This window comes from Massilia agri, from assembly GCF_024753255.1.
Classification (GTDB): domain Bacteria; phylum Pseudomonadota; class Gammaproteobacteria; order Burkholderiales; family Burkholderiaceae_D; genus Telluria; species Telluria agri.
The window spans coordinates 135,805-160,640 of sequence record NZ_JANUHA010000008.1 but is presented as its reverse complement, the minus strand read 5'-3'; the positions used below and the strand labels follow the sequence as shown (position 1 = coordinate 160,640).

At 64.5% G+C, this 24,836-nt stretch carries 26 protein-coding genes; 13 read left to right on the top strand and 13 right to left on the bottom strand.

Translation table 11 applies throughout. From position 1 onward, the window contains the following. Positions 1-35: 35 nt before the first annotated feature. The 3 genes from NX780_RS13380 to NX780_RS13370 all read left to right on the top strand — a co-directional run bounded on the left by NX780_RS13380 (position 36) and on the right by NX780_RS13370 (position 3,552). Entirely contained in the window at positions 36-1,763 is a 1,728-nt protein-coding gene (locus NX780_RS13380; protein ID WP_258828363.1) for an esterase/lipase family protein, read from the top strand. Between the two features lie 98 nt (positions 1,764-1,861). Then, a complete protein-coding gene (locus tag NX780_RS13375; protein ID WP_258828362.1) occupies positions 1,862-3,088 on the top strand; it encodes a T6SS immunity protein Tli4 family protein in 1,227 nt (408 codons plus the stop codon). Positions 3,089-3,291: 203 nt separating this feature from the next. After that, the gene (locus tag NX780_RS13370; protein WP_258828361.1) at positions 3,292-3,552 is read left to right on the top strand and encodes a PAAR domain-containing protein; all 261 of its coding nucleotides are present in this window, start codon (positions 3,292-3,294) and stop codon (positions 3,550-3,552) included. Between the two features lie 164 nt (positions 3,553-3,716). On the opposite strand, the gene NX780_RS13365 is transcribed toward NX780_RS13370, so the two are convergent. Further along, positions 3,717-4,547 (bottom strand): hypothetical protein, encoded by an 831-nt coding sequence (locus NX780_RS13365; protein WP_258828360.1) that lies wholly within the window; start codon positions 4,545-4,547, stop codon positions 3,717-3,719. 475 nt (positions 4,548-5,022) lie between these two features. Between NX780_RS13365 and NX780_RS13360 the strand changes: the two genes are divergently transcribed. Further along, the gene (locus tag NX780_RS13360) at positions 5,023-5,763 is read left to right on the top strand and encodes a hypothetical protein (protein WP_258828359.1); all 741 of its coding nucleotides are present in this window, start codon (positions 5,023-5,025) and stop codon (positions 5,761-5,763) included. Between the two features lie 13 nt (positions 5,764-5,776). On the opposite strand, the gene NX780_RS13355 is transcribed toward NX780_RS13360, so the two are convergent. The 4 genes from NX780_RS13355 to NX780_RS13340 form a co-directional block, all read right to left on the bottom strand. Beyond that, positions 5,777-6,670 (bottom strand): aspartyl protease family protein, encoded by an 894-nt coding sequence (locus tag NX780_RS13355; RefSeq protein WP_258828358.1) that lies wholly within the window; start codon positions 6,668-6,670, stop codon positions 5,777-5,779. Between the two features lie 113 nt (positions 6,671-6,783). After that, positions 6,784-8,985 carry a catalase/peroxidase HPI gene (gene katG, locus NX780_RS13350; protein ID WP_258828434.1) on the bottom strand — a complete coding sequence of 734 codons (2,202 nt, stop codon included), beginning with the start codon at positions 8,983-8,985 and terminating at the stop codon, positions 6,784-6,786. 142 nt (positions 8,986-9,127) lie between these two features. Then, a complete protein-coding gene (locus NX780_RS13345) occupies positions 9,128-10,027 on the bottom strand; it encodes a pyridoxamine 5'-phosphate oxidase family protein (protein WP_258828357.1) in 900 nt (299 codons plus the stop codon). Between the two features lie 3 nt (positions 10,028-10,030). Further along, positions 10,031-10,648: a glutathione S-transferase family protein gene (locus tag NX780_RS13340; protein ID WP_258828433.1), complete on the bottom strand. Its 618-nt coding sequence runs from the start codon at positions 10,646-10,648 to the stop codon at positions 10,031-10,033. Between the two features lie 93 nt (positions 10,649-10,741). On the opposite strand from NX780_RS13340, the gene NX780_RS13335 reads away from it, so the two are divergent. Continuing rightward, positions 10,742-11,635: a LysR family transcriptional regulator gene (locus NX780_RS13335; RefSeq protein ID WP_258828356.1), complete on the top strand. Its 894-nt coding sequence runs from the start codon at positions 10,742-10,744 to the stop codon at positions 11,633-11,635. Positions 11,636-11,641: 6 nt separating this feature from the next. Here NX780_RS13335 and NX780_RS13330 read toward each other — a convergent pair whose 3' ends face one another. Beyond that, positions 11,642-12,307 carry an endonuclease III domain-containing protein gene (locus NX780_RS13330; protein WP_258828355.1) on the bottom strand — a complete coding sequence of 222 codons (666 nt, stop codon included), beginning with the start codon at positions 12,305-12,307 and terminating at the stop codon, positions 11,642-11,644. 235 nt (positions 12,308-12,542) lie between these two features. On the opposite strand from NX780_RS13330, the gene NX780_RS13325 reads away from it, so the two are divergent. Genes NX780_RS13325 through NX780_RS13295 form a run of 7 tightly spaced genes read left to right on the top strand, consistent with a single transcriptional unit; the run spans position 12,543 to position 17,745 of the window. Continuing rightward, on the top strand, positions 12,543-12,767 hold the full coding sequence (locus NX780_RS13325; protein ID WP_258828354.1) for an acyl carrier protein: 225 nt from the start codon (positions 12,543-12,545) through the stop codon (positions 12,765-12,767). A 7-nt stretch (positions 12,768-12,774) separates the two neighbouring features. Then, entirely contained in the window at positions 12,775-13,812 is a 1,038-nt protein-coding gene (locus NX780_RS13320; RefSeq protein ID WP_258828353.1) for a ketoacyl-ACP synthase III, read from the top strand. A 2-nt stretch (positions 13,813-13,814) separates the two neighbouring features. Further along, positions 13,815-14,570 carry an SDR family NAD(P)-dependent oxidoreductase gene (locus NX780_RS13315; RefSeq protein ID WP_258828432.1) on the top strand — a complete coding sequence of 252 codons (756 nt, stop codon included), beginning with the start codon at positions 13,815-13,817 and terminating at the stop codon, positions 14,568-14,570. Further along, entirely contained in the window at positions 14,567-15,325 is a 759-nt protein-coding gene (locus tag NX780_RS13310) for an SDR family NAD(P)-dependent oxidoreductase (RefSeq protein ID WP_258828352.1), read from the top strand. Before NX780_RS13315 ends, NX780_RS13310 begins: the two co-directional genes overlap by 4 nt. Further along, positions 15,316-15,963: a PglD-related sugar-binding protein gene (locus NX780_RS13305; protein ID WP_258828351.1), complete on the top strand. Its 648-nt coding sequence runs from the start codon at positions 15,316-15,318 to the stop codon at positions 15,961-15,963. The genes NX780_RS13310 and NX780_RS13305 overlap by 10 nt, the downstream gene beginning before the upstream one ends. Further along, entirely contained in the window at positions 15,960-17,132 is a 1,173-nt protein-coding gene (locus NX780_RS13300) for an aromatic ring-hydroxylating oxygenase subunit alpha (protein WP_258828350.1), read from the top strand. The genes NX780_RS13305 and NX780_RS13300 overlap by 4 nt, the downstream gene beginning before the upstream one ends. After that, positions 17,122-17,745, top strand: coding sequence for a DapH/DapD/GlmU-related protein (locus NX780_RS13295; protein ID WP_258828349.1), 624 nt, complete (start codon positions 17,122-17,124; stop codon positions 17,743-17,745). The genes NX780_RS13300 and NX780_RS13295 overlap by 11 nt, the downstream gene beginning before the upstream one ends. A 22-nt stretch (positions 17,746-17,767) precedes the next feature. Here the strand turns inward: NX780_RS13295 and NX780_RS13290 are convergent, their stop codons facing one another. The 5 genes from NX780_RS13290 to NX780_RS13270 form a co-directional block, all read right to left on the bottom strand. Continuing rightward, positions 17,768-19,969 (bottom strand): tetratricopeptide repeat protein, encoded by a 2,202-nt coding sequence (locus NX780_RS13290; protein WP_258828348.1) that lies wholly within the window; start codon positions 19,967-19,969, stop codon positions 17,768-17,770. Further along, positions 19,969-20,295, bottom strand: a complete 327-nt coding sequence (locus NX780_RS13285) for a hypothetical protein (protein ID WP_258828347.1) — start codon at positions 20,293-20,295, stop codon at positions 19,969-19,971. Before NX780_RS13285 ends, NX780_RS13290 begins: the two co-directional genes overlap by 1 nt. Before the next feature lie 121 nt (positions 20,296-20,416). Then, positions 20,417-21,541: a DegT/DnrJ/EryC1/StrS family aminotransferase gene (locus NX780_RS13280; RefSeq protein ID WP_258828346.1), complete on the bottom strand. Its 1,125-nt coding sequence runs from the start codon at positions 21,539-21,541 to the stop codon at positions 20,417-20,419. Positions 21,542-21,629: 88 nt separating this feature from the next. Beyond that, on the bottom strand, positions 21,630-21,938 hold the full coding sequence (locus NX780_RS13275; RefSeq protein ID WP_258828345.1) for a hypothetical protein: 309 nt from the start codon (positions 21,936-21,938) through the stop codon (positions 21,630-21,632). Between the two features lie 27 nt (positions 21,939-21,965). Continuing rightward, positions 21,966-22,937 (bottom strand): MBL fold metallo-hydrolase, encoded by a 972-nt coding sequence (locus tag NX780_RS13270; RefSeq protein WP_258828344.1) that lies wholly within the window; start codon positions 22,935-22,937, stop codon positions 21,966-21,968. A gap of 150 nt (positions 22,938-23,087) precedes the next feature. Between NX780_RS13270 and NX780_RS13265 the strand changes: the two genes are divergently transcribed. Continuing rightward, on the top strand, positions 23,088-23,462 hold the full coding sequence (locus NX780_RS13265) for a hypothetical protein (protein WP_258828343.1): 375 nt from the start codon (positions 23,088-23,090) through the stop codon (positions 23,460-23,462). A 3-nt stretch (positions 23,463-23,465) separates the two neighbouring features. Here NX780_RS13265 and NX780_RS13260 read toward each other — a convergent pair whose 3' ends face one another. Together NX780_RS13260 and NX780_RS13255 are read right to left on the bottom strand one after the other, a co-directional pair. Next, the gene (locus NX780_RS13260; RefSeq protein WP_258828342.1) at positions 23,466-24,368 is read right to left on the bottom strand and encodes an NAD(P)/FAD-dependent oxidoreductase; all 903 of its coding nucleotides are present in this window, start codon (positions 24,366-24,368) and stop codon (positions 23,466-23,468) included. Then, on the bottom strand, positions 24,343-24,816 hold the full coding sequence (locus tag NX780_RS13255; RefSeq protein ID WP_258828341.1) for an RrF2 family transcriptional regulator: 474 nt from the start codon (positions 24,814-24,816) through the stop codon (positions 24,343-24,345). Before NX780_RS13255 ends, NX780_RS13260 begins: the two co-directional genes overlap by 26 nt. Positions 24,817-24,836 lie beyond the last annotated feature (20 nt).

Below are 24,836 nucleotides of genomic sequence, written 5' to 3'. Positions count from 1 at the left end.
TTTTTGAACTATAACGGTTACATGGCGGTGTAGACATGGCAGAGAGTAAGTTGACGGGTTATAAACTCCCGGTTAATCCGGCTCAACAACAAGGTACCGTTGCGCAAGGGTTCGTCACGCCCAACCAAGACCGCGTTCCGCAGGTTCAAAGCATTCCGCCCAAACGCGTACTGCCAGTCATATTCATACCCGGAATTATGGGGTCGAACCTACGGATGAGTTCTGAACGTCAGCAGCAACAAGGCGCCAAGAATAATATTGCATGGCGCCCGGATAATTTGAGTGCCACAGTTCCTCAGTACAACGATAGCGCTAGCGAGAGGCAACTGCGATTGGATCCATTAGCTACGGAAGTCGATATCTATGATCCGAACGAAAACGTCACTGGCGACCCGAATGAAACGGCCGATCAGCGCAACGACACAGTACGCTTCTCCACGTTGTACGACCCCTTGAAGCGCCTCGATGGCCCCCTGCTGCAAAGCGATCCTCCAAGAACTCCAAATCCTAAAACCAAAGACCAAAAGGCGCGTGAGCGAGGGTGGGGCGAGGTGTATTTCAGTAGCTACCAAGATATTTTATCCCTCTGCGAGCTTCGACTAAATGCCGCGTTTTCGTATGGCAGTTTGAACAGGTACTTGAGTAAATTTGTGGTCGGTGTCGAGCCATCAAAATGGCAGGCTCATCCTACCCCGGTGTTGAAAGAGCTCGGCGAAAAAAGAATTCTTGAAGCAGTCAAAGGTTGTTGGTTCCCTGTTCACGCAATGGGCTACAACTGGCTACGGGGTAATGCGGAGGCTGGCACGACAATAGCTAAACGAATCACTGTACTAATGGCGACCTATCAAGAGCAAGGCTTTCAATGCGAGAAAGTTATATTGGTTACTCACTCGATGGGAGGTTTGGTAGCGCGTGCGGTACTTCACCCAGACATAGGAAATCTTAACGATAAGGTGCTAGGAGTGGTACATGGGGTGATGCCGGCAATTGGAGCCGGTACCGCCTACAAGCGCGTGCGTTGTGGATTCGAAGGCAACGGTGTAGGCGCCAAGATTTTAGGTCGAGTTGGACCAGATGTGACTGCAGTTCTGGCTAACGCTCAAGGCGGCTTGGAATTGCTGCCAAGTCAAGCCTACGGTAATCATTGGCTGCAGGCAAAGCAGAAGGGAAAGTTGCTTATGAGCCTGCCGGAGAACGGCGATCCTTACGAAGAAATTTATAAAGTGCGCGGCAAATGGTATGGCTTACTGCGAGAGGAGTGGCTTAATCCTGGTAGGGTCCGAGGTGCCGGTTTCAAGAGGACATGTGGCTTGCTGGATAGGGCAAAAGATTTTCACAATATGATTGCCAATACTTACCACGACCAAAGTTACGCACATTACGGTGCTGACGCTGCGGGCCCCGCCTGGCATAAGGTGGTTTGGCAGATTGATGAGGATGCAAAGTTACAAAATGTGAGTCTGCTCACGATCAGTGGTGATAGTGAAAAGGGGAAGTTAACTTTGTTCGATCCGAATCTCCTACTTGGAACTAGAAAAGTTCCGGTTCTGGTCGGTGCAACCCTGCTTGACCCGGCTGAACCTGGTGATCAAACAGTACCGTTACATTCAGCGGACGCGCAACTTCGGAGCGGCAAATTCAAGGGGATTTTTCGCCAAACCGGATATGAGCATCAAGCTAGCTACGGCGATTCAGCAGTGCTGGCCGCTACGATCTACAGTTTGTTTCAAATTGCCTCGACGATGAAATGGACGAAACAGTGAGAGCAATCGACCGCAGCGCATGCGTAACGTTCATAATGACCGTCCTGATTCCAGCACTTCTCAGTGGATGTCAGCCCGAATCTTCCGCAAGGAGCCCTATGACTACCTTATCTTCCCGACTGGAGCCGCTGTTAGCGAAGACGCGGACCGTGTGTTTCGGCCGTTTTGTTATGCAGGTGCCTTCGACGGCGGTCGTCGTCTATGGGCCGGCCGAAGTAGAAACCCCCATCCGATATTTTCAAGGGCAAGCTGATAAAGTGGCCGAGCACTTGTCTGCACGGTTGGCGGAAATCGAGAACGAGCGTCGATTCCTGCTCAAGACGGATATTCCTCGGCTGCCTTTATTTGGGAAAGTAATCGATGGCGTGAAGTCGGGGCAGAAGATTGTGTTCGGCTCAAAAGATCAAGTTGGCTATGCTGTTTATTCTTTTATTCCAGTCGGAAAAGACCTGTTCGTTCAGTATATCGATTCAATCCCGCCAGATGAGGAGATCGTTAACTCCTTTAATGCGATAGCAAGCCATCTTCGACCGCGCGCGCAAGACGAGATCCCAGCAGAGCCGGGTTCATGCATCGAAGGTGGATTTATTCCGCTCGAAAAAGAGTACGAACGCGCGACAGTCGGGATTCGGTTGCAGGAGTTCCCCGACGTGCATATCTCCGTCGATGTCCACAAGAACCAGGAGTCTCTGGCGGATAGGAGCAGTCCAAGCCTGTTACGGGAGCAGGCGAAGCAAGCAGCTGAAGGGGATGGTCTAGGGGTAGTCTTCGCGCGGGCCAAAATACTGCGTCAAGGAGCGCTTCAGTTAGAGGGGTGGAAGGGTGAGGAGATGGCGCTAGTGACGCCGGCCTACAAAGACGACAAGGCAGTACATGAGTTCCGGTTTCATAGCGCTGGGGCGGTGCGTGATTCCTTGCAACCTGAGATCGATATCCGGCTCGACTCGGGGGTAAAAGACAACCGCAAGGCCCACGTCAACCCGAGTATCTCGGATGAGGAAGCGCTGGCCCTTTGGGATAAACTGATCAGGACAATCCGCGTCCGTCAGCCGAGCGACGCTACACCAACTATGGCCGCAACGCGGCAGACACCAATCGGGAGTGTGGTCCGGACAGGTGAAATTTGTCCGCAAACCGGGTGGTGGGAATGTACTGAGAGTAAAAGCACTGATCGCAGCGCTAAGCGCTTGCTCAGGGCCGGCGAACCGGCGCCCCTTGCCCAGCTGGATAGTAAGTCGGGGCTCTGGCAAAGATTTTTTGGGGAGCGACAGCGCCACATGCCAGCCGTATGGAAGCTCGTCGGTTTCGACGATCAGAACGTGTGATGGTTCTCCTCGGACGATCCGCTTGCCCCCTACAGGCCACACACAGAAATCATTACTTACCCGAGCGGCCGAATCCAAGGTAAGAGAGGACAGTTAGCTAGCAGGCAAACACTAGCTTAAGTTGGCGTAACCCTACACTCCTTCCGAAATGAGTAGTGTGCCATTGACGGCGCTAGTCGGCAGTGACACTAAGAAAGGCAATCATGCGTAATATCGTTCGTCTGAACGATCCGACGAGTCACGGCGGTAGCGTAGTCACTGTTGCTGCCACCCACTTCACCGTTGGCGGCGTTGCTGTGGCTCGGGTTGGGGACAAATGCACTTGCCCTATCCATGGAGACGGTACCATTACCGAGGGTGATCCAAATCACACCATTGGCGGTATTCCCGTCGCGTACGACGGTCATCGGACTAGTTGTGGCGCGACATTAACAGCGACCGTCACCAATTTTGGATGGATTTGATTCTCAATAATAAGTGCAGTACAGTCGCTGAATCTGTTAGTCGCAAGAAGCACTGGCCTGTGGAGGCCGCTTAGTCCAAGCAAGCAGTGCAGTGACTTTCTCGATCATCACCACCCACATTCCGGGCGGTGAGCGGTTGCTTTTGTCCCTTGCTCGATCTTCTGCTAGTTGTTATCAATTGCGCAGCGCAACGCTTCGGCCTGATGGGACACGTGGTCGCGTCCCACCACAGCAAATACCTTTTTCCCTTCGCGGACCGTTGCCGAGAGACGTTGCACCATATTGATATTGCGGAACGCACTTGATCGTGCATTAACTTCATTGGTGAAGATCCCGCCCGTATCCTCCGACTTCGCCTGCGGATCGAACCAGCGTGACGGCGCCTGCCACCACTGTGCGGGTTCCTTCCAATAGCGGGCGTAGGCCTGGGCGACGTCGGCCGACGTGCGGAATGGGATCGCATTGAGCCCCATGCCAGCAGCACGTTCCAGCAGCTGATCGATGCTGCGCGTGATTTCCGCCTCACCCATATTGCGCCGTTCGCGCAGGCGTGCGGCTTCGCGCAACGTGAAGAACAGACCGACCTGTTCAGGCGTGAACCGCTCCAGCAGATAATTGGTCTCGTCTTTCGAATCCGGCTCCAGGCGGCCCAGCTGGACGCCATCGCGGGTCGCAAGCCAGCGGACGAGACCGGATTCGCCGGTTTGCCGGATCGCCTCGTTTCTGTCCTTGGGTACGGGCCTATTCGGCCCTTCGTAGAAAGCGATCTGCGGACGCTGCGCGTTCCACTGCTTTTCGATTTCAGCGAACTGGGGATCGGCCGGATCGGATGAATGCCGTGCCCCGAAATATGTCAATTGTCCGGCACCGGAGGCCAGCGCCAGGCGATACTCTGGATTGGCGATGGGCGTCGAATATGGAACCAGGCGTTCGAGGCAGGGATTGGCGGTGGCATTCGCCGCGGCGAAAGTAGCCAGGAGGATGAGCGTTTTCATGCCGGCAGATTAGCGCCGCGCGTGTTGCGCTGCCTGGCCTTTCCGACGAACGGGGAACAAGGAGAGATGAAGGGTTGCCAGCGCTGACGAATCATTTCAGGAACGCCAAGGCTCCCAGAGGCTCGGCTCTACCAACTATCGACGACGTTTGTCTTTCACCTCGAGTATCTCGGTCACTTCGAGCATGCGTCTGCACATTCCCATGCTCCGAACTTTCCCTCTGGTCCGAGTTTTCCGCGGACGATTACGTATGCCGTTCCCCATTGCACGCCACGCTTATCGGGCGGGAGCATTGCCTTCGACATGTCCGAATCGACACACCAGGATTCGTCCTTACCATCAGGCGTGAAGACGGAGTTTTCGAAGTTATAGAAGTAGATACCCCGAAAGACAGGGTCTTTCGACGCTGGCGCCGCCAATACAGGCATGGTAAGGAGCGTAAGTGCGAGGGAATAGCAAACGGCCGATGTTCTCAATGGACTTCTCCGAAATGCAGGCCGATGGAATCATCCGCTGGCGACCTGTCGCGACACTGCTGCGCAGCATACGACAGCTCCGTGTCTATGCGTCGAATCTCGGCCATTCCCGCTATATTCGTGCATCGAATGTTACTGCAAAAGAAAGGCCCAATATGCGAAAGATTTTCCTCCTCGGAGCGATCGCCATCCTGAGCGCATGCTCGGATAAATCGGCGGCGCCAGCCGGCACCACCAGCGGGAACGAAGCGCCTTCCCTGCCTGCACAAGACATCCCTGCGCCAACTGCTTCGACACCGGCGCCGGCCCCTGCATCGAAGGTGCTCAGTGCAGATGGAATCGGTGCCATCCGCTTCGGCATGAAGCTGGCCGAAGCGGAGCAGGCAGCAGGCAAAGCGACCTTGCCCGAACCCTTCGATCCGGTCTGCAGCATGGTGCGCTTCGCCTCCGTGCCCAAGCTTCGCTTCATGGTCGAGGAAGGTGTCGTCACGCGTGCCGATGCAGAGCCCGGTGTCGGGAATGCCGTGGGCGTCGCGGTGGGCGACACACTGGCCCAGGTGCGTGAAAAGCATCCCGACGCGCAGGTCAGCACGCACAAGTACGACAAGAACGGCCACTACGTGACCTTCCCGAACGCCGACGGCAAAGCTGCCATCATTCTCGAGGAATCAGGCGGCAAGGTGAGCAAGGTGCGCGCCGGGCTGCAGCCGGCAGTGGCATACGTCGAGACCTGCGGCTAGGCCGGCGCGTACTTCATTCGCACAGTGCGACGGCTTTCGTGCGCTGGTCGATCATGACCGTATAGCGCTGGAGGATGTGCGCGCCCACCAGCAGTTCCGGAAAGCGCTCCGCCACCCGCACCTCCACGCCCGAGAGGCGCGAGGAACCGATCGTGACGGTTTGATCGAGGACGCCGCGTTTGGTCTCGATCCGGGTGTTGGCGAGCGTCCCGTGCCCGGCATTCTGCAGCGGAGCGCTTGCCACCTTGTCGTACATCGCCTGCGGCATCACCAGGCTGACGTTCGCACCGGTATCGAGATTGCCTTCCAGCCTGGTCCCGCCGATGGAGACGGGAACGCGAAATGCGCGTTCGTACTTCAGTACATTGTCACCTGGCGCGGGCAGCGACAGGGTAGTACTGAACGACAAGGTCTTGTTGGGATAGTCCAGGATCAACAGCCCATCCGCGAAGAAGTCGCGCCCGAGGATGCCGTGAAAAGCGGCTTCCGGCTTCATGCGGCTGCCGTAGTCGCGCGTAATCACTTCGAGCCCTTGCCGGGACAGGCTACCCAGCTGCACGGAATCGAGCCGCACCGTATCGACCGTGGCGGACTGCACGCCGTCCGAGTTGCTGCTCGTGCCGTGGATCTTCAGGTCCAAGGCGGAAACGAGTGACTTATCTGCGCGACCCAGGCCGCTCGCCCCGGTATCGATGGCGAACCTGAACGGACCGCGCCCATTGACGCGGGCCTGTACGTAGATGCGCCCATCGACCACGTCGAAGGGAACACGGACCGCGAAGCTGGCGGCCGGCGCCTTCGCCAGCGCGCAGGCCGGCGCGGCAGGCCGTGACTGCGCCGACACAAGACCAGTGGCGCCCAAACACAGCAGACACAAGACGATTGAAAAGCGTGCATACGCGAACATGGCGTCTCCTTGAGGGAAAACGCCAGTGTCCTCGCGCGCTCATGCACGTGCCTGCGCTTTGCGACGAAGCCGTGCCGGGGGCGACGAAACGCCGCCCCCTTCCCGTGAAAGAACTAGGCAGCCATCTTCAAGGCCCGCCGCGGATTGCGCCGCTGCAGCAGGTCGAAGCGGTCGAGCATCATGACCTTGTCCCAGGCCGCCACGAAGTCGCGTACGAATTTTTCCTTCGCGTCGTCGCTCGCATACACCTCGGCCAGCGCGCGCAGTTGCGAGTGCGCGCCGAAGACGAGGTCTGCCGCCGTCGCCGTCCACCGCACGGCGCCGCTTGTCCGATCGAGCCCTTCGTAGATCTTCTCGCCCGAGACCGATGGCCGCCACGCCGTGCCCATGTCGAGCAGGTTCACGAAGAAGTCCGTGCTCAGGACGCCCGGCCGGTCGGTGAAGACGCCATGCTGCGCCTGCCCATGGTTGGCTCCCAGCACCCGCAAGCCGCCCACCAGCACCGTCATCTGCGGCGCGGTCAGTTTCAAGAGGTTGGCCCGGTCCAGCAGGCGGGTTTCGGGCTTCAGCGGGTCGTCTGGCCGGAAGAAGTTGCGGAAGCCGTCGCCCACCGGCTCGAGCACGTCGAAGATGTTCTCGTCGGTCTGCTCCTGCGAGGCGTCCGTCCGGCCCGGTACGAAGGGCACCGTCACCTGCACGCCTGCCTTGGCGGCCGCATCCTCGACCGCCGCGCAGCCCGCCAGCACGATCAGGTCGGCCAGCGAGACTTTCTTGCCGCCGGACGCCGCGCCGTTGAAGTCTTGCTGGATGCGCTCCAGCACGGCCAGCACCTGGGCCAGGCGCGCGGGCTCGTTCGATTCCCAGTCCTTCTGCGGCGCGAGCCGGATCCGCGCCCCATTGGCGCCGCCGCGTTTATCGGTGCCGCGGAAGCTTGCCGCCGCATTCCAGCCGGTGGAGACCAGATCAGCGGTCGAAAGGCTTGATGCCAGGATGGTGCGCTTTAAAGCAGCGATGTCGCCCTCGTCGACCAGCGGATGGTCGACCGGCGGCACCGGGTCTTGCCACAGCTGCGGTTCCGGCACCCAGGGGCCGAGGTAGCGCGACAGCGGCCCCATGTCGCGGTGCAGGAGCTTGAACCAGGCCTTGGCGAAGGCCTCCGCCAGCTCTTCCGGATGCTCGTGGAAGCGTTTGGAAATCGGTCCGTAGATCGGGTCCATGCGCATCGACAGGTCGGTGGTGAGCATCATGGGCGGATGGCGCTTCGCTGGATCGTGGGCGTCCGGCGGCATGTCCTGCGCTTCCGGATTTTTCGGGGTCCATTGTTTTGCGCCGGCGGGACTGGTCGTCAGCTCCCATTCGTACTTGAACAGGTTTTCCAGGAAGCCGTTGTCCCACTTGGTGGGGTTGGCGGTCCATGCACCCTCCAGGCCGCTGGTGATGGCATGCGGGCCCTTGCCGGTGCCGAACTTGTTCTTCCAGCCGAGGCCCTGGTCTTCGAGCGCCGCGCCCTCCGGTTCGGGCCCGACGTTGCCGACCGCCGGGGCGGCGCCATGGACCTTGCCGAAGGTGTGGCCGCCGACGATCAGCGCCACGGTCTCTTCGTCATTCATCGCCATCCGGGCGAAGGTTTCGCGGATGTCGCGGGCGGCGGCCAGCGGATCGGGGTTGCCGGCGGGGCCTTCCGGGTTCACGTAGATCAGGCCCATTTGCACGTTGGCGAGCGGCTTGGCGAGTTCGCGTTCGCCGCTGTAGCGCTCGTCGCCCAGCCAGGTGTCTTCCGGGCCCCAGAAGATGTCCTCGGGTTCCCAGACGTCGGTGCGGCCGAAGCCGAAGCCGAAGGTCTTGAAGCCCATCGATTCCATGGCGACGTTGCCGGCCAGGACCAGCAGATCGGCCCAGGACACGGCCTGGCCGTATTTCTTCTTGATGGGCCAGAGCAGGCGGCGCGCCTTGTCGAGGTTGGCGTTATCGGGCCAGCTATTGAGCGGCGCAAAGCGCTGCTGTCCTTCGCCGCCGCCGCCGCGGCCGTCGGCGATGCGGTAGGTGCCGGCCGCGTGCCAGCTCATGCGGATGAACAGGGGGCCGTAGTGGCCGTAGTCGGCCGGCCACCAGTCCTGGGATGTGGTCATGACCTCGACCAGGTCGCGTTTTAGCGCCTCAGGGTCGAGTTCCTTGAACTGTTCGGCGTAGTCGAACTCTTCTTCCAGCGGACAGGACAGGTGGGAATGGGTGTGGAGTACGGAAAGGTCCAGCTGGTTCGGCCACCAGTCCTGGTTCCGTCTGGGGCGCCCGGCCTTCGGGGTCGGGGCCGGCATTGCCGGGTTTTCGCTTTCGCTGACGCTGCGGGTGTTGTCCTTGTCTGCCATGTCGGTCTCCATCGAATAGGGGCACGGTATTGGAGTGCTTCAGTCAACAGCACGTTCAGCCTAAGCCACTGTTTTCGAGCCGACAATCAAATTAAATCAATGGGGCCGATAGGGTTTCGCCGAGGGGAAAGGCACCGCGGCGCAACCAGCCGCGCACGGTGTGGAAGGTCCATTCGCGCTCCGCGCGCACGTCCTTTGAAGCATCAATGACCTGCCAGTGCACCTCGGCCAGGCCCTGCAGTTGCAGGATGTCGCCGCTGGCGAAATCGACCATGACGAGCGAGGCGCGCGGTTCCAGCAGCAGGTTGCCGAGGGTGTTGAAGTAGCGGTTGCCCCAGTAGTCGGGCACTGTCAGCACTTGGCCTTCCAGGCGCAGGAAGCCCGCCTCTCCGCCGCGGTGCGAGATGTCGAGCCCGCCCGCGTGCACGGAGGCGCCGCTCGAGGTGGCGACGAACATGGTCTCGCAGCGCGCGATCAGCGCGGCCGCTTCATTCGGCAGCTCGGCGCCGAAGCTTGTGACGGCGCCCGCCTGCCGCGCCACAGGCACAAGCTGGCGCACGTGAATGTACTTCGGGCAGTTGCCGAACGACTGGTCGACGTCGACCAGCAGCCCCTCGCTATCCGCCTGCGCGACGACGCCATTGGCCCGGTTGCGCCGGCGGGTGGCGAGGTCGATGCCGAGCATGCCGACGCCGGCGCCGGCACTAACAAACGGGCGGGTGGGATCGTCCACGCCAGGCAGGGCGGCGATGCGCAGCCGGCCGGGGTCGGGCGAGCTCACGAAGCCCGGCTCGCCGTGTACGAGTGTCGCCAGGGGCCAGCCGCTCCCGTCCGCCACGCCCATGCACAGGAAAGGGAGCAGGGGGAAGAATTGCCGATGCTGCTCCGGCATCCGGCTGCGGATCGGTGCGCCGGGCGGCCCGCCGCCGGCGAGCTGCTGGGCCCGCAATTCACCTGCGTGGAAGGGTTCGGGGATGCGGTGGTCCAGCATGGCTCAGTTCTCCGGCATGGGGACGAAATGGGGCAGGGCCTGCACGCGGGCGATCCAGGCGAGCACGTTCGGATAGGCGTCGAGCGCGATGCCGCCCTCCGGCGCATGGGCGATGTAGGCGTAGCAGGCGACGTCAGCCAGCGTCGGCCGTGCGCCGGCCAGGTAGCCTCCCTTCGCGAGAGAAGCGTCCATGAAGCCCAGCACCTTGTCCGCCAGCTGGCGCATGAGCAGAGGCGGCATGCCGGTGTCGTAGAAGCGCGCCGAGATCCGCGCTCTGGCCGGGCCGAAGGCGATTTCTCCGGCCGCCAGGGACAGCCAGCGCTGGACCTGCGCCGCCCCGACGGGATCCTCGGGCAGCCAGCCGCTGCCGGGTGCGTAGCGCCTGGTCAGGTAGACCAGGATGGCGTTGCTGTCCGAAAGCACGAGCTCGCCATCCTGCAGCACGGGAATCTGGCCGAGCGGGTTCAGCTGCAGGTACTCGGCGCTCTGGCGCACCGCGCTCGACGCATCGATGCGGCGGTAGGGCAGTTGCAGGAGGTGCAGGAACAACTCCACGCGATGGGTGTGGCCGGATAGCGCGGTCCCGTAGACGGAGATAGATGGCGAACTCATGTCTGCAATGAAGTGGTTGAAGGTGCTTCATCGTAGGCAGGATGTGCCTATTGCGGAATGGGGCATAATGACAATTCATCCTTTCATGTTGCGCAATAATTCATGGACCGTCTGGACGAATTGCAGGTCTTCCTCGCCATCCTCGAGACGGGCAGCATGGCGGCGGCCGCGCACAAGCTGCGGCGTTCCGCGTCGAGCGTCACCCGCATGCTCGCGACGCTCGAGGAAAGGGTCGGCACCCGCCTGTTCGAGCGCAGCACGCGCCGGCTCACGGCGACCAGTGAAGGGCTGGGCCTGGCCGATCAGGCGCGCCGCCTGCTGGCGGACTACGACACGGCGATCCGCGAACATGGTTCCACCGCGCCGCGTGGCCTGCTGCGGGTGACGGCGCCGATGGTCTTCGGCCGCCGGCACGTGGCGCCGGTCGTCACGCGCTTCCTGATGCGCTATCCGGACATCCAGGTCGACCTGGTGCTGGCGGACCGCAATGTCGACCTGATCGACAATGGCATCGACGTCGCCCTGCGCATCGGCGCGCTGGACAGCTCGGGACTGGTGGCCCGCCAGCTGGGCACGGTGCACAGGGTGACGCTCGCCAGTCCCGCCTACCTGGAACGGAGGGGCGAGCCGCAGGCGCCCGAGGAGCTGGTCCATCACGAACTGATCCTGGGTACCGCCGTGCGCGGTCTCGCGGAATGGCGCTACCGGGTGGATGAGCGCGAGCAGGTGGTGCGCTTCACGCCGCGGCTGCAGATGAACGACGTCGAAGGGGTGCTGCACGCGGCGCGCGAAGGCTTCGGGATTGCACGCGCGCTGTCCTACCAGGCCGCGCCGGACCTCGAAACGGGCAGCCTGAAGCGGATACTGACGGCTTGCGAGCCGGGGCCGATTCCTGTCCAGCTCGTCTTCCCGAGTGCCCGCCACATGGCGCCGCGGGTGCGTGCCTTCGTCGATTTCGCCGTCGATGAATTCTTTCGCCTTGCGCTGATCCACTAGCCCGGTTCAGCGGTGCTCCGTGACCCCCACCTGCCGGCACATGTCCAGCACCGGGCAGGTGGAGCAGCGCGGCCTCGTTCCGGTGCAGATGTGCTTGCCGAAGGGGACCAGCAGCCGGTTGATGTCGATCCAGTGCTCCCTGGGCAGCGTGGCCTCCAGCGCCAGCAGCGTCTTCTCCGGCGTCGTCGCGGCCGCATAGCCCCAGCGCCCCGTCACCCGGTGCACGTGGATGTCGACACTGATCACCGGCGTCCCGCAAGCCACGCCCAGGACCAGGTTCGCGCATTTCGGCCCGACGCCGGCAAAGGACAGCAACACGTCCCGGTCCCCCGGCACGGTTTCGCCGAAGCGTTCGGCGACCTCCCGTGCAATCGCCAGGATCTGGTTCGCCTTACGCTCATGAAAGGTACTCGGGCTGATCAAGCCGTCCAGTTCTTCCCACGACAGGCTCGCGATGGCGGAGGGCGTGCGCGCCCGTTCGAACAGCCTGCGCGAGACCGGCAAGGTCACCTCGTCGTATGTACGGATCGAAATGATGCAGGCCAGCAGCTGTTCGAACGTCGCTGTAAAGCCTTCCTCGGCCAGCTGGAACAGCGCGGCCTTCGGCCACGGCTGCACGGCTTCGTCGATGCGTTCCAATGCCAGGTCGATATCGAATGGACGCTTGTCCATGGCCCCGTCTCCTTGTCGCTTGAGCATTGAGCATACGCCGCGGACAGGAGGGGATACCGTTCCCTGGCACACATGACAAGCGCACTGTGGCGCTTCCTGCTGCAAACTGCCAAAATCCCCCTAGCTCATTCCCCGATACATTTGGTTTTGCTTTATAGTGCTTCCTCCAGTCAACGCCACGTAATCAAGCGCATTTGGCGTGATTATTTAACCAAGCAACCGAATCAAGGCAGCAATGGACACCCTCGAGCAATTTGTCGAAAAATTCAAGAACGCCGTCGACTTCCAGGACGACGTCGAACTCACCGGCGACACCAACCTGAAGGCCCTGCCTGAATGGGATTCGCTGGCGGCGCTCGGCGTCATCATCATGTTCGACATGGAATACAACAAGGCCATAACCGGCAAGGACCTGGTCCAGTGCCAGCTGGTCAGCGACGTCTACAAACTCATCGGCTGAGAAGAGCATGGCACAGGCGACTATCCGTAACGTACGTTACGCAGGCATGGCGACCTGCGTGCCCAAGCGCGTGCTGTCGAACCTGCAGGACTGTCCTCCGCAGCTGCGTTCGGCCCGCGAGCGCGTCGTGCGCAACATCGGCATCGAGACACGCCGCATCTGCTCCGAATGGCAGTATTTTTCGGACCTGGCCTTCGACGCCACCGAGCGCCTGCTGGCCGACCTGAAATGGGAGCGCGACGAGATCGATGCGCTGATCGTGGTGACGCAATCGCCCGACTATCCGATCCCGGCCACCGCGATCATCCTGCAGGACCGCCTCAAGCTCAAGCAAACCACGATCGCCTTCGATATCAATCTTGGCTGCTCCGCCTATGCTTTCGGTCTGCACGTGCTGGGCTCGATGATCTCTGCGGGCGGCATCAAGAAGGGTCTCTTGCTGGTGGGTGACAAGTCCGCCTCGGTGATCGAGCCGCTGTTCTCTGACGCAGGCACCGCTACCGCGCTGGAGTACGATCCGGAGGCGCCGCCGATGTATTTCGACCTGAACAGCGACGGCAGCGGCTACCAGGCAATCATGTTGCCGGCCGGCGGCCACCGCGAGCCGATTGGGCCCCAGCATATGGTGCCGGTGAAGGACGAGGACGGCATCCTGCGCTGGCCGGGTGCGCTGATTCTGGACGGCCCTGCGGTCCTGAGCTTTTCGACGCAGCGCGTGCCGCCTGCGGTGAAAGACCTGCTGGCCTATGCGAATTGTCCGATCGAGGAGGTGGATTACTTTATCTTCCACCAGGCCAACAGGATGATCAATGAGACCATCCGCAAGAAGCTCGGCCTGGCGCCGGAAAAGGTGCCCAGCACGCTGCATGATTTCGGCAACACCAGCGGGGCTTCGCTGCCGGTCACCATGACCGCGCGCATCCGCGAAGCGCTGCTTGCAGGGAAGACGCGCGTGCTGATGTCGGGATTCGGCATCGGCCTTTCCTGGGGCAGCTGCATCGTCGACATCGAGAACGCGGTCTTCCCCGAACTGATCGTCTCGTGAGCATGAACCCGCACGCCGCCAACCCATTTCGCCTGGACGGCCGCCAGGTCCTCGTCACCGGCGCCTCGTCCGGGATCGGCGAAGCGGCCGCGCGACTGTGCGCCCGCATGGGCGCGCAGGTCGTGGCCTGCGGCCGCAACGCCGACCGCCTGGATGCCGTGGTGGCAAGCCTTGCGGGAAGCGGGCACCGCGCGCAGGTAGGCGACCTGACCGATCCGGCTGCGCGCCAGGCGCTGGTGGACGCCGTGCCGGCGCTGGACGGCTGCGTCTTCAGCGCCGGTGTCGCCGCGCTGGCGCCGATGCGCATGGTCTCGCAGCGCCATATCGACACGCTGTTTTCGGTGAACTACGAGGCGCCGATGCTGCTCACGCAGGCGCTGCTGGCCAAGCGCAGGATCGCTCCCGGCGCCTCGCTGGTCTATGTGTCGGCGCTGGCCGAGCACACCGCGCCTTTCGCGACAGGTATCTATTCCGGCACCAAGGCCGCCCTGACCGCCACCGTGCGCACGCTGGCGACCGAGGTCGCCAAGCAAGGCATCCGCGCCAATTGCGTGTCGCCGGGCTACGTTGCCACGCCGATGATGGAGAGCCTGCAAAGCGTCATGAACAGCGGCGCCAAGATGGAACTGGCGCCGCTTGGCACGATCGAAGCGGAAGACGTCGCCGCCGGTATCGCCTACCTGCTGGCCTCGGCCAGCCGCTGGGTGTCGCGCACCTCGCTGGCGGTCGACGCCGGCCTGACCTTGCATATCCGATGAACGATTCCTCCATGCTCCCGGACCCCTTCAGCCTGCAGGGCAAATCCGTGCTCGTCACCGGCGCATCCAGCGGCATCGGCCGAGCGGTGGCGGTGGCCTGCGCCGCCGCAGGCGCGCGCCTGGCAATCACCGGACGCGACCAGGCGCGCCTGGACGAGACGCTCGCCGCGCTGGCGCCGCCGGGCGAGGGCGCGCACCAGGCTGTCGTGGCGGACCTGACCGATGCCGCGCAGCTGGCGCAGCTGGCCGGCGCCGCCGGACAGCTCGACGGCGTCGTGTTCGCTGCCGGCATCCACGGCACCTCGCCGGTGCGCATGCTGCGCCAGGCGCAGCTCGAATCGGTGATGGCCGCGAATTTCATCGCGCCCGCCATGCTGACCCAGAAGCTGCTGTTCCAGAGACAGCTGCGCAATGGCGCTTCGCTGGTGTTCGTTTCCTCGATCGCCGTTCATACCGGCACTGTCGGCGTCGGACCTTACTGTGCCTCGAAGGCTGCGCTCGAAGGCTTCATGCGCGCGCTGGCGCTGGAAATCGCACCGCGCGGCATGCGCGCCAATGCGCTTGCGCCTGGCCTGGTCGACACGCCGCTGGTCAACCACGCGCGCGAATGGCTGGACGAGCAGGCGGCCAAATATCCGCTGGGCCTGGGACAGCCGGAAGACGTGGCGCATGCCGCGGTCTACCTGCTGGCCGACGGCAGCCGCAAGGTGACCGGCATCCACCTGCACCTCGACGGAGGCATTCCTTGGACCTGAAGCCCGAGCCTCCCGACGTGTTGATCATCAGTGCGGGCGGCTTCGGACGCACCGTGTGCAAGATGGCCGGCGAAGACCCGGCCAGCGGCCGCGACTGGCGCATCAAGGGTTTCCTCGAAAGCCGTCCGGAAGTCGCGGCCAAGGCGCCGCTGCCGGTGATGGGCGATCCGCTCGCCTACCAGGCCAGGCCCGGCGAACAGTACATTTGCGCCCTGGGCGACCCTGGCCAGCGCCGCCGCTTCGCCGCGCCCCTGCTTGCGCAGGGCGCCACCTTCCTGAGCCTGGGCACCGGCCTGATCGACTACTACAGCGTCAGGATGGGACAGGGCTGCCTGTTCGAGCAATGGGTGCGCACCGGGGTTGACGTCGAGTTGGGCGACTTCGTGGTGGTCCAGTCGACCACCGTGATCGGCTACGAGGTCAAGATCGGCTCGTATGTGACGGTCGGCAGCTTCGTTTTCATCGGCGGGCGCGCCGAGGTCGGCGAGAACGTCATCATCCATCCGCATGCCACGATCCTGCCCGGCGTGAAGATCGGGGCAGGCGCGGTGATCGGCGCCGGCAGCGTCGTCATCAGGAACGTGCCGCCGGGCGTCACGATGGTCGGCAACCCGGCCAAGATATTCGAGTTCAAATGACGTCGTCCCGGATTCCACCCCAAGCCTATATCGACCAGGCCTGGTTCGAGCGCGAGCGCGAGTTGCTGTTCAAGCCGCTGTGGCAGTTCGCCGCACTCAAGACCATGCTGGCGCAACCGAATGCATTCGTCACCCGCGACCTGCTTGGTGTCCCGGTCCTGATACAGAACATCAAGGGCGAGCTGCGCGCCTTCGAGAATGTCTGCCCGCACCGCCAGAACCCGGTGCAGACCGCGCCCCATGGCGTGCGCCCGCTGTTCTGCGGCTACCACGGCTGGAGCTTCGACCAGGACGGCGCGACCGCCGGCATTCCCCACGACGATGCCTTGTACCGCTTCACGCCGCAACAGCGCGATTGCCTGCGTTTGCGCCGCTTCGCGCTGGCCTGCGTCGGCAACCTGGTGTTCGTCAACCTGTCCGGGCAACCGATGCCGATCGAGGAGCAGTTCGGCGCCGGCATGCTGGCTTATCTGGCGCAGGCATCGGACGCTTTCGACGGCGAAGTGATCCTGACCACCTACGAAGGGCGCTTCAACTGGAAGCTGGCCTATGAAAACCTGCGCGACGCCAACCATCCGCGCTATGTCCATAGCCGCACGCTGTTCCAGGAGACGCGCTTCCAGGCGCAGATCGACGAGGCCGGCGTCGCGGCGCTGCGCAGGCTCGAGGCCGGAGGGGGCGTGCGGGACCGCGCAGATGCGCTGGCGATGCTGCGGGCCTTCAGCCGGGGCGGACGCGATGCGCCGCTGGAGGACGCGCCCCGCCATCCCTGGCATCCTCTGATCGAGCGCTACCGCGACCGCGACGGCGCCTGCCACGACGAGTACTACAACTGGCTGGTGTTCCCGAATATCCACATCGCGTCGGCGAATGGCGGCTATTCCTTCACGCTCGAGCACCACGTCCCGGTCGGGCCGGGACGCACCGACATGATCGTCTATTACATGACGGCGAAGAAGACCCGTCCCTACGCGGCCTCGGCGGCGGTCCTGCACAGCACCATGCTGGGCGCCGACAAGGTGTTGCGCGAGGACGTCGACATCATGGAAAACATCCAGCGCACGCTGCACCCGGATGCGCGCTCCCCGTTCATGGGCGACTACGAGGCCGAGAATGCGATCATCCACCGGTGGTACCTGGACCTGATGGAGGCGAAGTTTGTCCTGTAAATTCGTGGTCGGCACAGGCGCCATGCTCGACTGGGCGCTGGCGGCCTGGCGCGAGGTTGCGCCAGGGCTGGACCTGGTGCCGCTAGCGATGGACACCGGCGCCGATCCGGCCGAGGTCGAGTCCCTGCTGGCCGGACGCGACCTGGCTGGCGCCACTGCTTTCGTGACGGCCGACGCACGTCATTTGAACTTCTCGCGGCTGGAGCGCATGACCCTGTACCGCCTGCGCGGCCTGCCGATGCCGCCGCTCCTGTGCCGTGGCGCCGTTGTCGCAGAGGGCACCGTCATCGGCGAAAACAGTTGGATCGGGGCGGGCGCGGTCGTGGGGCAAAGCTGCAAGGTCGGCTTCAACAGCGTCGTTGGCGCCGGCGCAGTGCTCGGCCACGGCAGTAGCGTCGGTAACTCCTGCTGGATCGAGGACGGCGTCGTGCTCGGGCGCGAATCGCGGCTCGGGGCGCATGTCACCCTCGGGGCCGGCGTTGTCGTTCGCAGCGGCGTTTCGGTCGGCAAACTGTGCGTGATCGACAAGCCGGGCCGGATCGACGCCGACGTCGCTGCCAAGACCTTCATCCACGCGCACTACGCGCAGCCGATGGTGATCGTCGGATCCTGAGCCGGTTCGGCGGGTTCGAGGGTCAGCGGATCGATGTCGGCGGCGGCAGGACAATGCGCGCCGTGAGGGGCGCGGCCGGCAGGCCGGCGCACCAGCGCCGCCAGATCAGGCGCATCGCGTTCTCGAAACCATTGGTGACGTGCTCGAGTTCGATCGACGACGATGCCGGAAAGCGGCTGCGCATGTCCGCGCGCAGGGCGGCCAGCGCCGTCAGGTCGGCGCAGGCGGCCACGCCTTTGGCGATAAAATCGTCGGCATCGACTGCGATGAACTGCGGCAGCTTCTTGTGTTCGAGGATGCAGGCAGTCTGGCGGCCGGCCGAGGTCTCGCCCGCCAGCGTGAGGGTCGGCACGCCCATGTACAGTGCATGCAGGCTGGTGGTGCCGCCGGAATAGGGAAAGGTGTCGAGGTTGATGTCGACCTGCCCGTGCAGCGCCAGGTAGTCGTGCATACCGGTGCGGGGATGGAAGCGCACGCGCGCCGCATCGATGCCTTCCTCGCCCAGCCAGACCAGCAGCTGGGCATGGCCGCCACCCTCGGGCATCCCCGCCACCAGCAGGTGGGCGCCATCGACCGCGCGCAGCAGCCTGCCCCAGGTGGCCATCACTTCGCGGCTGATCTTGCTGATCCGGTTGAAGCTGCCGAACGTGACGTGGCCGTTGCGCAGGGCCGGCAGCGGCGCCAGCCCGGGCGCGTCCGGGTCCGGCTGGAAGGGCGATACCACTGGCAAGTGGAGCAGTTTTTCCGAGAACAGGTGGTCGAACTTCCCGGGCGGAAGGATGAACCGGTCGGCCAGGTAGTAATCCATCGCCGCCAGACCGGTGCTGAAGGGGTAGCCGATCCAGGTGGCCTGCAGCGGTGCCGGCTTGCGCGCGAAGACCGGCAGGCGGTTATGGGCGGTGTGGCCGGACAGGTCGATCAGGATGTCGATGGCGTCGGCGCGGATCGCGGCGTCGAGCGCGTCATCGTCCAGCAAGGCGGCGTCGACCCATTTTTCCATGTAGCCGCGCAGGCGCATGCTCACCGCGTCCTGCGCCGGATAGGTGTAGTAGGCGAACAGTAGCGTGCCGGGGCGGTTGGCAAGCCGCTGCAGGATCGGTTCGACAAAGCTCGTCACCGCATGGTTGCGCAGGTCGCCCGAAACGAAGCCGATGCGCAGGGGGCGTTCCGGTTCCCGCGTGTTGTCCCAGCCGCGGGGCGTGCCAAGGCGAGCTTCGAGCCGGCGCCCGAACTCGCGGTGCGCTTCGAACAGGGTGGCGGGCGCGATGCCCTCCATCTGGCTCATGCTGAACAGCATATTGCTGTGGGCCGCCGCGTGGTCGGGGCGCAGGGCAAGCACGTGCCGGTAGGTTGCCACTGCCTCGCTCGAACGTCCCAGGCGCGCCAGCACGGCGCCGAGGGTGTTTGCGGCTTGCTCATGGGAGGGATCGAGGGCAGAAGCCCTGGCCGCGCTGGCATGCGCCTGCTCCAGACGACCCATTTCCGCCAGGAGCACTGCCAGGTTGTTGTGCGCGCTGGCGCTGTCCGGCTGCAGCGCGATGCCGCGCCGCAGGACCAGCTCCGCCTCGGGCAGCCGGCGGGCCTGCTTGAGCAACATGCCCAGGTTGCTGACGGTTTCGGCATCGTCGGCTCCGTGCGCGAGTGCGCGGTCCATCGCCGCGATTGCGCCCGGAAGGTCGCCGCGCAGATGCAGGACGGCGCCTAGCAACTTGAATCCGAAGGGATGCCCGGGAAAACGTTCTGCCAGTGCGTGCGCGGCATCCTCCGCAGCATCGAGCCGGCCGCACGCGAACAAGGCGGCGGCTTCGTCGATCGCATCCGCATCCGGCGCGCTCGAGGCGGCCAGCAGTCCTGCCATCGCGTCGACCGCTTCGCCGCCCAGGCCGTGCTCGCGCCCGAGTTGCAGCACGTCCTGCGCAGCGGCGAATTCGCGCGCTGCGATCAGTGCCTCGATGTAGGCGAGCCAATGCGACTCCTGGTCGGGGGCTGCCTGCAGGGCGGCGGCGAAGTGCGCAATGGCCTCGCTCAGGCGGCCGGCGGTCCGGGCCAGCCCTGCCAGCCCGAGGTGGGCGCCCGCGTGGTCGGGAATGAGGCTGAGCACCGCCTGGTACAGGTCGCGAGCCCGGTCACTGCGTCCGGAGGCGGCTTCAAGTTGCGCCGACTGCATCGCCGCATCGGCGAGGCGGATGGCTTCATCGCCTGGCGACTGGGTGGATTCGTGCATCAAGGAGGGACCTGCATCGTGGAAAGGTGAAAGCGCTGGAAGGCCGCTGGACTTGCATGCCTGCTGACTGCGACACAATAGAGCAAGGCCTCGCCACGGTCAAGAAACGCGCTCGTCTTCCCGGCTTGCGGGAGACGTGGAAGGCCAGCAAAGCATACAGGGTCTCGACCGAGCCGGGCAGGCGTGCCGTTCCGCCCGAGCGCGCGCATGGCCTGTTCGAATTCCAGGCAGGGAACGGCATGTGTGCGGCACAGGACGTCGAAGAAGCGCTTCGCGTAATCGTAGCGGCAGGCGTCGACGGCGACGATGTCCGGATCGGGCTTCATGACGATGGGCGGCTCGTCGCTGTACAGGGAGACGGCGGCCAGGAAGGCTCCATCGGATCGAAGGATCAGAGTGCGAGGCGGCTCCCGATGTCCGCCGCGGAAAAGGTGTGCATGGGGTGTCTCAGGCGGATGCGATCAGGCCGGCGATGCGCGCGATGTCCTCGTCCGCCAGCGCCGGGAAGATCGGCAGGCAGATCACCTGGCTCGCGACCCGGGCCGCCTGCGGCAGGTTCTCCGGGGCGGCCGAGGGCAGGTCGCGGTACATCGGGAAGGCACTGATCAAGGGATGGAAATAGCGGCGCGCGACGATGCCGTGCTCGCGCAGCCTCTGGAACAGGGTGTCGCGATCGAGCGGATAGCTGCTGCCCACCAGGATCGGGAAGTAGCCGTGGTTGGCCTCGTGTCCCGGCTCGGCCGGGGGCGTGATGCCCTTGACGCCGGCGAGCAGGCGCCGGTAGCGGGCGGCGACTTCGCGGCGCCGCGCCAGCGCCGCATCGACGCGGCCCAGCTGCAGCAGGCCGAAGGCGGCGCTCACTTCGTTCATCTTGCCGTTGATCCCGGCGGCGACCACGGTGGTCTCGTCGACGATGCCGAAGTTCTTCAGCTGGTCGATGCGCGCCTTGGTGGCGGCATCGTGGCAGACGATGGCGCCGCCCTCGAACGTCGTGAACACCTTGGTCGCATGGAAGCTCAATACCGACAGGTCGCCATGGCGCAGGATGCTGCGGCCATCCTGGCGCACCCCGAAGGCGTGGGCCGCGTCGTAGATCACCTTCAGGCCATGTTTGCGCGCGATGGCCCCGATGCGCTCGACGTCGCAGGGCGTGCCGTAGCAGTGCACCGGCATGATGGCCGTGGTGCGCGGCGTGATCGCGGCTTCGATGCGGTCCGGATCGAGGTTGAAGGTCAGCGGGTCGATGTCGGCGAACACCGGCTGCAGGCGGTTCCACAGCAGGGCGTGCGAGGTGGCCACGAACGAATAGGGCGTGGTGATGACTTCGCCCTCGATGCCGAGCGCCTGCAGGGCCGTGAGGAGCGCGGTCGTGCCGTTGTTGAACAGCGCGACGTGTTCGACGCCCAGGTAGTCGCACAGGGCGGCCTCGAGCTGCTGGTGGAAGCGGCCGCCGTTGGTCAGGAATTTGCTGTCCCAGATCTGCTCGAGCGAGGCGACGAAGTCCGCCAGCGGCGGCAGGTCGGGCTGGGTGACGTACAGCGGATGTTGGCCGGCGGGCGGTGTGTCGTGCATGGGCGGGCCTCGCGGTCAATGCAGTCCAGTGGGCGCTGGGTTGTTCTCCAGCATCATTGCGACACAATAGTGCAAGGCCCAGCCAGGGTCAAGACGCGCTGCTTCTCCGGCTCGCCAGCCAGTCGCGGCCGCCGTTGGCGAGGGCCTTGGCGATGACCTCGGGCGGCAGGCTGTAGACGGTGGCCCAGGTGGCGCGCCCGTCGGCTGCGTTGGAGGGAAAGCTGCTGGTCTCGATCGGCCAGTGGTACTTGCGCTTGAGCGCCCGCACGATGGCGGCCAGCGTGATGCGGCCGCGCATCGGTTCGGCGCCGGTCTGGTCGTCATTGGACAGCAGCACGGCGAGGACGGCGCCGCGCGCGGTCATCGGGCCGGGGAAGAGGGGTGTTTTTTTCGGCATGGAGGATTGTAGCCCGACTGTCGCACTTCACTGGCCCGCAAGGCGCAACACGCCATCCTTGCCCAGCTCATAACGGTCGAGGTCGCGCGCCAGCGCCAGCATGCCCTGGTAGTGCTCGCGCGCCTCCTTCTCGATATCGTCCAGGCTCAGCGAACCATTGCCCGGCCGGTCCTGGTAACGCGGACTGAAATGCGTCAGCACCAGGTTCCGCACGCCTGCTTCCTGGGCGAAGCGCGCCACCAGCGCCGCCGAACTGTGCTGCGGCCCCGGCCCGACCTTCTGCCGGATCTCCTCGGTATAGGTCGCCTCGTGCACCAGCACGTCCGCATCGCGCGCCTCGTCCGCCAGCAGCGAAGGGGTGTCGTTGTCTCCGCCGATGATCACCTTGCGCGGCTTGCGCGGCGGCGCCAGGTAGTCCTCGGCGGTGAGTTCGCGCCCGTCCGGCAGCACGACGTTCCGCCCCCGCTGGATCTCTCCCCATACCGGACCCGAAGCGATCCCGCCGGCACGCAGCCGGCCTGTGTCCAGGTGGCGCTCGACGACGGCCTCGGTAAAGCTGTAGGCCCAGCAGTCGATGCGGTGCGAGAGTCTTGTCGCGCGCACCCGCAGGTCGGGCAGCACGTCGGCATGCGACAGATCCTCGATCGCCACCCACGCGAGCGGGTAGGGCAGTTCCAGCTGGGTCGCGGCCATGATGCATTCGATCATCGGGCGCAGCGGCGCCGGGGCGACGATGGTCAAGGCCTCGCTGCGGTTCAGCATGCCGGCCGTGGCCAGCAGGCCGGGCAGGCCGTAGCAGTGGTCGCCGTGCAGGTGGGTGATGAAGATGGCGCGCAGGCTCACCGGCGACAGGCCGGCGCGCTGCAGGCGGTATTGCGTGCCTTCGGCGCAATCGACCAGCGACCAGTGTTTCGCGCCGCTGCTGCGGACCGCGGCCGCGGTCATGTTGCGGCTCCGGGTGGGCGTGCCGGAGGAAGTACCGAGGAACTGGATTTCCATAAAGTCTGGCTGCGATGAGGATGCCCCATTATCACGCAATCGCTGCGATGTTTGATTTTTCGCAAACCGCAGGACCCCCTCGACTTGTCTGACGTGACAGGACGGCCGCCGTGGAGCGGCTGCCACCATCATCGTTCACGAGGAGGTGTCATGCGCAAGTTCACTATGCTGATCGCGGCAGCATGCCTGCTGGCCGCTCCCTTTGTCGCCAGGGCCGAGTGCAGCCGGCCGGTATCGCGGCTCGCCCTGGTCGATGCGGCCAGGCAGGCCGCTTCTCCGATGGGCGGCAGCGTGCACGGCCTGTACACGCTGTCGAACGGACAAAGGCTGCGGCTGATGGACCACTATGGCGACCTGGTCGCCATCTTCGAGGGGCGCCAGCTGGTCCGGCTGCAGGAGGCAGGTCCCAACCGTTACGCTTCGCGCGAAGGCGACGTCCAGCTGAACTGGGCGCCGCGCGACGGCGAGATCCGGTTGCATTACCAGGCCGACAGCCAGGGACGACTGCGACGCAGTTGCGAGTAGCCTTCAGCCGAACATCAGCGACTGGTGGGCGCCGGTGCCGGCCATGGCGCCGTCGGCCACCGCGATCGCCACATTGCCCGCCGCGCGGGCCGCGTCACCGCCCGCGTAGACGCCGGGCACGGTGGTCTGCTTGCGCTCGTCGGTGCGGATGAAGCGTCCCATCGGCCCCTCGTCGAAAGCGCAGCCCAGGCGTTCGGCGAGCGGGCTGGCCATGTGGGTACGGCCGTAGGTGAACAGACCCGCCATCGGGAAACGCCGGCCGTCCGCCAGCACCACGGTGGCGGCGTCTTCGATGCGCGCGACCAGGGTTTCTTCGATGGCGGCCACGCCGCGCTGGGCCATGGCGGCGCGCTGTTCATCGCTGGGTTCGAAGCGGCCGTTGGTGAACAGGGTCACGCGGCCCCAGTCCGGCAGCATCATGGCCTGGTGGAAGGACAGCTCGCTGTTGGCGAGGATGCCGATGTCGCCCTGCTGCAGCTCGTAACCGTGGCAGTAGGGGCAGTGGAAGACGCTGCGACCCCAGCGCTCGGCCAGGCCCTCGATGGCGGGCAGCTCGTCGCGCACGCCGGTGGCGAGCACCAGGCGGCGGCCGTGCACGGGAGCGGCGCCCTCGAGTTCGACCAGGAAGCCGTCGTCCCCGGCACGGGCATCGACGGCGGCGCCAAGGTGCCAGCTGACGTTCGGGTAGGCCGCGACATCCTTCCTGCCGGCTTCCGCAATGGCGGCCGCCGGCTGGCCGTCGCGGCCGAGGAAGCCGTGCGAATCCCGGGCGAAGCGGTTGCGGCGCCGGCCGGCGTCGACCACCAGCACCCGGCGGCGGGCGCGCGCCAGTTGCAGGGCGGCCGACAGGCCGGCATAGCTGCCGCCGACGACGATGGCGTCAAAGGTCTCGTTCTGGATGGGCATGGTGGACTCCGTGGGTGTACGCATGTTGGTCATAGCGGCGGTTGAACTCGGCCGAGAGGTCGGCCAGGGTCACGTGCCCGAGCTGGCGCATCAGGAGGGCCTCGGCCTCGTCGAAGGCTTCGCCGAGCGACTCGTTGACGACCTGTTCGACCAGGCAGCCGGGCGATTCCGTGCGGTTGCCCATCGCGAAGAAGGGCGGGGCGCCCACCGCTTCGTAGATGTCGCGCAGCGTCACCTTCGCCAGGTCGCAGGTGATGCTCCAGCCGCCGCCGTGGCCGCGGTTCGACGTGATGAAGCCGCGCTCGCGCAGGCCGGCCAGCACGCGGCGCACCAGCACCGGGTTGGTGTCGAGGAAGCGCGCCATGTCTTCCGAGGTCATCGGATGGTCGCTGTGGGCCAGGTGCAGCAGCACGTGGAGCACCGAGGATAGTTTGCTGTCGCGTCTCATGTAACTCATGATATTACAAA